The 4,957-nt window shown below is 30.1% G+C and carries 4 protein-coding genes; all 4 read right to left on the bottom strand.

The window, feature by feature from the left end; all coding sequences use genetic code 11:
- The coding region (locus ACMOUI_RS05875; RefSeq protein WP_418964800.1) for a PTS transporter subunit EIIC at nt 1–1,341 on the bottom strand (1,341 nt) is incomplete at its 3' end.
- A 1-nt stretch (nt 1,342) separates the two neighbouring features.
- The gene (locus ACMOUI_RS05870) at nt 1,343–3,010 is read right to left on the bottom strand and encodes an alpha-glucosidase (protein WP_418964799.1); all 1,668 of its coding nucleotides are present in this window, start codon (nt 3,008–3,010) and stop codon (nt 1,343–1,345) included.
- Between the two features lie 53 nt (nt 3,011–3,063).
- The gene (locus ACMOUI_RS05865) at nt 3,064–4,053 is read right to left on the bottom strand and encodes a LacI family DNA-binding transcriptional regulator (protein ID WP_418964801.1); all 990 of its coding nucleotides are present in this window, start codon (nt 4,051–4,053) and stop codon (nt 3,064–3,066) included.
- 138 nt (nt 4,054–4,191) lie between these two features.
- On the bottom strand, nt 4,192–4,782 hold the full coding sequence (locus ACMOUI_RS05860; protein WP_418964798.1) for a hypothetical protein: 591 nt from the start codon (nt 4,780–4,782) through the stop codon (nt 4,192–4,194).
- Between the last annotated feature and the right edge of the window lie 175 nt (nt 4,783–4,957).

Raw genomic sequence — 4,957 nt, 5'->3', positions numbered from 1 at the left:
AAATATAAAGACTCCAGTACTTAAATAAGCAACTAACTGATAAGGGTTATACATGTACATAAGTGGAGAAAGTAAGACAGCCAGACCATAGCTATTAGCTTGAACTTTTAGTAGAGACAATATCATTCCTCCGAGTGCTGAACTTGCTACCATTATTGCAATAGCTTTTGTTCCTTGTCTCATAACTACTCCAAAGAGAGCCGGTTCACTAACTCCTAAAAGCTGAGTGGAAGTTGCAGAGATTGCAGCAGCTTTTTGTGAAGACTTTCTATAGTTTAATCCTAGAGCTAAACAAACAGCTGCATTGGAAAATCCATACATTGCACAAACTGTTATCAGTGGATTAAAGCCAGTTGTAGCAAGAAGTGATGTTTCAACCATTATAAAAACATGATGCATTCCAGTCATAACACAGATAGGATATAAAAATCCTAAAAGTAATCCACCAATTCCTAGAGGGAGCTTTAAAAATATTTCAATTATATTTATTGCTCCTTTTTCAAAAGAGTGAACTGCAGGGCCAAGTACAAAAAGTGCAATAATAACTGATATAGCTATAACCAAAAATGGTGTAAATATTAAATCCATTGAATTTGGCATAATTTTTCGTAATCTTTTTTCTAAAGAGGCTCCAATAGCTCCAGTTATTAAAGCTGTTAAAATAGATCCTTGATAGCCAACTAAAGCTATTTTACCAAAAGCCAAGATAGGTTGGACATCACCTGAAGCAACTCCATAAGCATTAGGTAACGCAGGTGAAACTAACATCAATCCAATCAAGAAACCTATAATTGGCATTCCACCCATTTTTTTAAAAGTGGACCAACATATGAAAGCGGTTAGAAAAGCAAAAGCTGTATCTGCTAAAACTGTATTCATAGCAAGCACCCATTTAGGAAGCATGTCATTTGATAAAGATATAGTTTTTAAAACAACATTATTTAATAAAACACCCTTTAAACCTAAAAATAATCCTGTAGCACCAATAATAGGTATAATTGGTACAAAAATATCAGCTACATTTTTTATTGCTCTTTGAATAACATTTGAACCATTTTTTTCCATCTCACTTTTAGTAGATTCATTGAAAGAGTATTTTTCCATAAGAGCTCCATAAACTCTATTTACAATTCCTGTTCCTAAAATAATTTGATACTGACCAGCTGTGTAGAAAACTCCCTTTACTTGATCAATCTCACTAATAGCTGTATCGTCAATTAGTTCTCTATTATTTACTTGTAAACGTAGTCTTGTTGCACAATGAGTTACCGATATAATATTTTCTTTTCCTATAATTTTTAAAATAGCCTCAGCTATTTTTAAATTAGCATCCATTTTCATTTTACTCCCCTTTTGTTATTAAAATTCCTTGATATGGTTCTAAAATTATATTATCTTCGTCTATTTTTAATGTATCATAATTATTTAAAAGTATTTTCCCGATTTTTAATTTTATATTTTGAGTAGAAGCACCTAAATTAACAAGACATACAATATTTTTTCCTCTTTTGTATGCTATTACGTCCCCTTCGCTATAAATTTGTTCAAAATCTCCATAGATTAAATCCTCTGAATAGTTAGAGTTTTGTCTTAGCTCAATCATTTTTTTATAAAAAACAAAAACTGAATTTTTATCTTCTATTTGATTAGCTACGTTTATATCTAAAGAGTTAGTCAAACCAAGCCAAACTTTATCTCCTTTTGTAAACCCTGAGAAAGATGAGTTATCCCATTGCATAGGTGTTCTACCGTTATCTCTAGAACGTAAATTTACAAAATTCAATGCCTCCTTTTCTGAATATCCTTCAAGGATAGAACGATTATAGTTATCTATACTTGAAACATCATCAAACTTATTGATACTTTCACGAGTGAAATTCTCCATTCCTAACTCTTGTCCCTGATAGATAAAAGGAGTTCCCTTTAAGAAAAAAAATAGACATCCTAAAGCTTTTGCCCCAATATGATTTCTATATTTTTCATCCCTAATATATTTAGTAAGAGAACGAGGTTGATCATGATTTTCTAAAAAGTTAGCTCCCCAGCCAATTTTTTGAAAAACTTCCTGACTTTTAAAAATTTTCTCTTTTAGTTCATTAACAGTCCACATAGTTCTTCTAAACCATTCACTTCCATTTTCAACATCTATATCGGCGTATTTAAAATCAAATATCATGTTAAAATATCCTTTTTCACCAATATATTGACTATATTGTTCATATGGAACACCCGGTGCTTCTCCAATCGTAACACATCTATATTTTTCAAAAGTTTCCTCATTTAGTTCATATAAAAACTTTTCAATACCAGGTCTATTTCTTCCTTTGTGTTTTACACTACTAAGTCCGTCCTTCCCATCAACTTCAGAATCTAAGTAATCTTGATCTTTTTTTATAAAAGTTATAGAATCTATTCTAAAACCACCGATTCCCTTTTCAAGCCACCAATTTATCATTTTATAAATTTCTCTACGAAGTTTTGGATTCTCCCAATTTAAATCAGGTTGGCCTTTATGAAAAGTGTGAAAATAATATAAATTTTCTCTATCGGGAACTGGCTCCCAAACGCTTCCTCCAAATATTGATCTCCAATTATTTGGCACTTTTCCATTTTTTCCATTCTTAAAAATATAGAAATTTCCATATGGACCCTCTGGATTTTTTAAAGCTTCTTTAAACCATTGGTGCTCATGAGATGTATGATTTACAACTAAATCTAAAATTATTTTTATTCCTAAAGTTCTACATTTTCCAATAAGAGTATCTAAATCTTTCATTGTTCCAAACTCTTCTTGAATATCAATATAGTCTGAAATATCATATCCATTATCTATCATTGGAGATTTAAATATAGGACATATCCATAAAGAGGTTACTCCTAATTTTTTTAAATAATCAAGTTTTTCAATTATTCCTTGAATATCTCCAATTCCATCCTTGTTGCTATCATAAAAACTTTTTGGATAGATTTGATAAACAACCTCCTCTTTCCACCACAATCGTTTTAACACTTTACCCCTCCTATATGATATCGATTTCATAAATATTTAAAAAGAAAATCTGTTTAAACAGATTTTCTCTCTATTATTTTAAAAGTTAACTCCTCTTCTTTAACATTATACTCTTCATTATTTAGTAAGCTTAATATTAATTTTGCAGACTCTCTACCTAAAGCTTCTATAGGCTGAGAAACTGTTGTTATAGGGATAGCTACCATACTAGAAAATGGTTGATTATCAAATCCCATTACAGCGATGTCTTGTGGAATTTTTTTCCCATATTCTAATAATTTTGCTATAAGTCCACTAGCGACTTCATCGCTTCCTGTAAATACAACATCAGGCCAATTTTCATCACTATTTTTTACTAAAATATCAGCTATTTTATATCCATCTTCAATGGTATGAATATTTTCGAAAATATCTCTACGATCTATTGGTTTTTTATTTTCTTCCATAGCTTTTTTAAACCCGTTGTTTCTTAAAAATCCATGACTTTTAAAAGAAAAGCTTCCACCAGTACAATAAGCTATTTTTTTATATCCTTTTGAAAATAAATATTTGATGGCTTCATATGTGATTTTTTCTTGATCTATTGTTATTTGATGAACTTGTGAGCTATCAATTCTCTGGTTACAGGTAACTATTGGACCGTATTTACAATAGTATTCAATAATATTACTACTACTTTCCACAGAACACATAATAAGTCCATTAATCATCTTTTGCTTTAACATTTCGAGCATTTTAAATTCTGCATTTTCATCATCATATGTTTGAACAATTATAAGTGTATAGCCTTTAGATTTAATTACTTTTTCTATAGCATCTATTAAGTATGAAAAATAAGGATTTGTTATTCTAGAAACTAAAACTCCAATTGTTTTTCCTTTATTAGATCTTAAAGTTGTGGCTACAGAACTAGGTACATAATCTAAAATTTCCATAGCTTTTTGTATTTTTTTTCGTTTTTCATCAGTTATATAGGGATGATTATTTAGGTATCTGGAAACTGTTGAAACTGATAATCCAGCTAATTTTGCAACATCTTTTATTGTAGCTATTTTAATTTCCCCTCCTTTATGGTATCGATTTCATATGTAGAATATCATACTTTTTTAAAGGTGTCAAATTTTTTATCCTCTTTGTTTGAGAATCTCTATCCTCTATTGAGGTAGTAGTAACTCATTTTGTTATTCTATTTTAAAACTTTGGTCTATAGATGTATTTTTATTAAATATTTTTATGCCCTCTATATAGTCATGAGGACCTAAAGCTGGTTGTAATGATGGATTGGAAGGGTACTTTTTCCCATCAAATTTCATGATTACAGTAGCTGGAGTTGCCCCACCACCAGATACATTCATTAGAATATCCTTCCAATTTTTTGTTCTATGTTTACTTATTATAATTGGAGTCTGAACTAAAGTGAAGTTAGAAACCTCTTTATAATCACTATTTAAAATCAGTGCTGAAGCCCCACCAGAACCACTCAACATCGGTCCATAGGCGTAAACAAAATACTCAGGAACAGAATCATTATTTAAATCTATTTTTACATAGGAGTAATAAATGGTATCTACTCCCCTCTGTAAGTTATAATATTCTAAAATTGCTTTTTCAATACCAGCATTTGGAGAAGTTTCTGACTGTTTGTCTGTTGTAACATAGTTTTGGCTAATACCAGTAGCAATAGGCTCTGCCGAGGAAGTTTTCAGATTGCTATTTGAACAAGCTACTAAGGTTAAAGTTATAGAGCTTAAAATTAAAGCTTTTTTTAACATTTTATCAATACCTCCTTTAAAAAATTATTATATTTTTACCAACTCTCTTCATCTTAATCTCCTTAAATATCCTCCACGCCTAATATTTAAAAACTACCAAAAAAGCTTAGTATATCTTTTTTATTTTTAAATTTTAATCTTGACTTTTGGGTTAAAATAAAGTATATACCCATAC

This window comes from Cetobacterium sp., from assembly GCF_048470075.1.
Taxonomy (GTDB): Bacteria; Fusobacteriota; Fusobacteriia; order Fusobacteriales; family Fusobacteriaceae; genus Cetobacterium_A.
This window is presented reverse-complemented; position numbering and strand designations above follow the sequence as displayed.

Excerpts from the sequence above, each read along its gene's own strand:
- ACMOUI_RS05860 (WP_418964798.1), bottom strand. The coding sequence starts at position 4,782 with ATGTTAAAAAAAGCTTTAATTTTAAGCTCTATAACTTTAACCTTAGTA.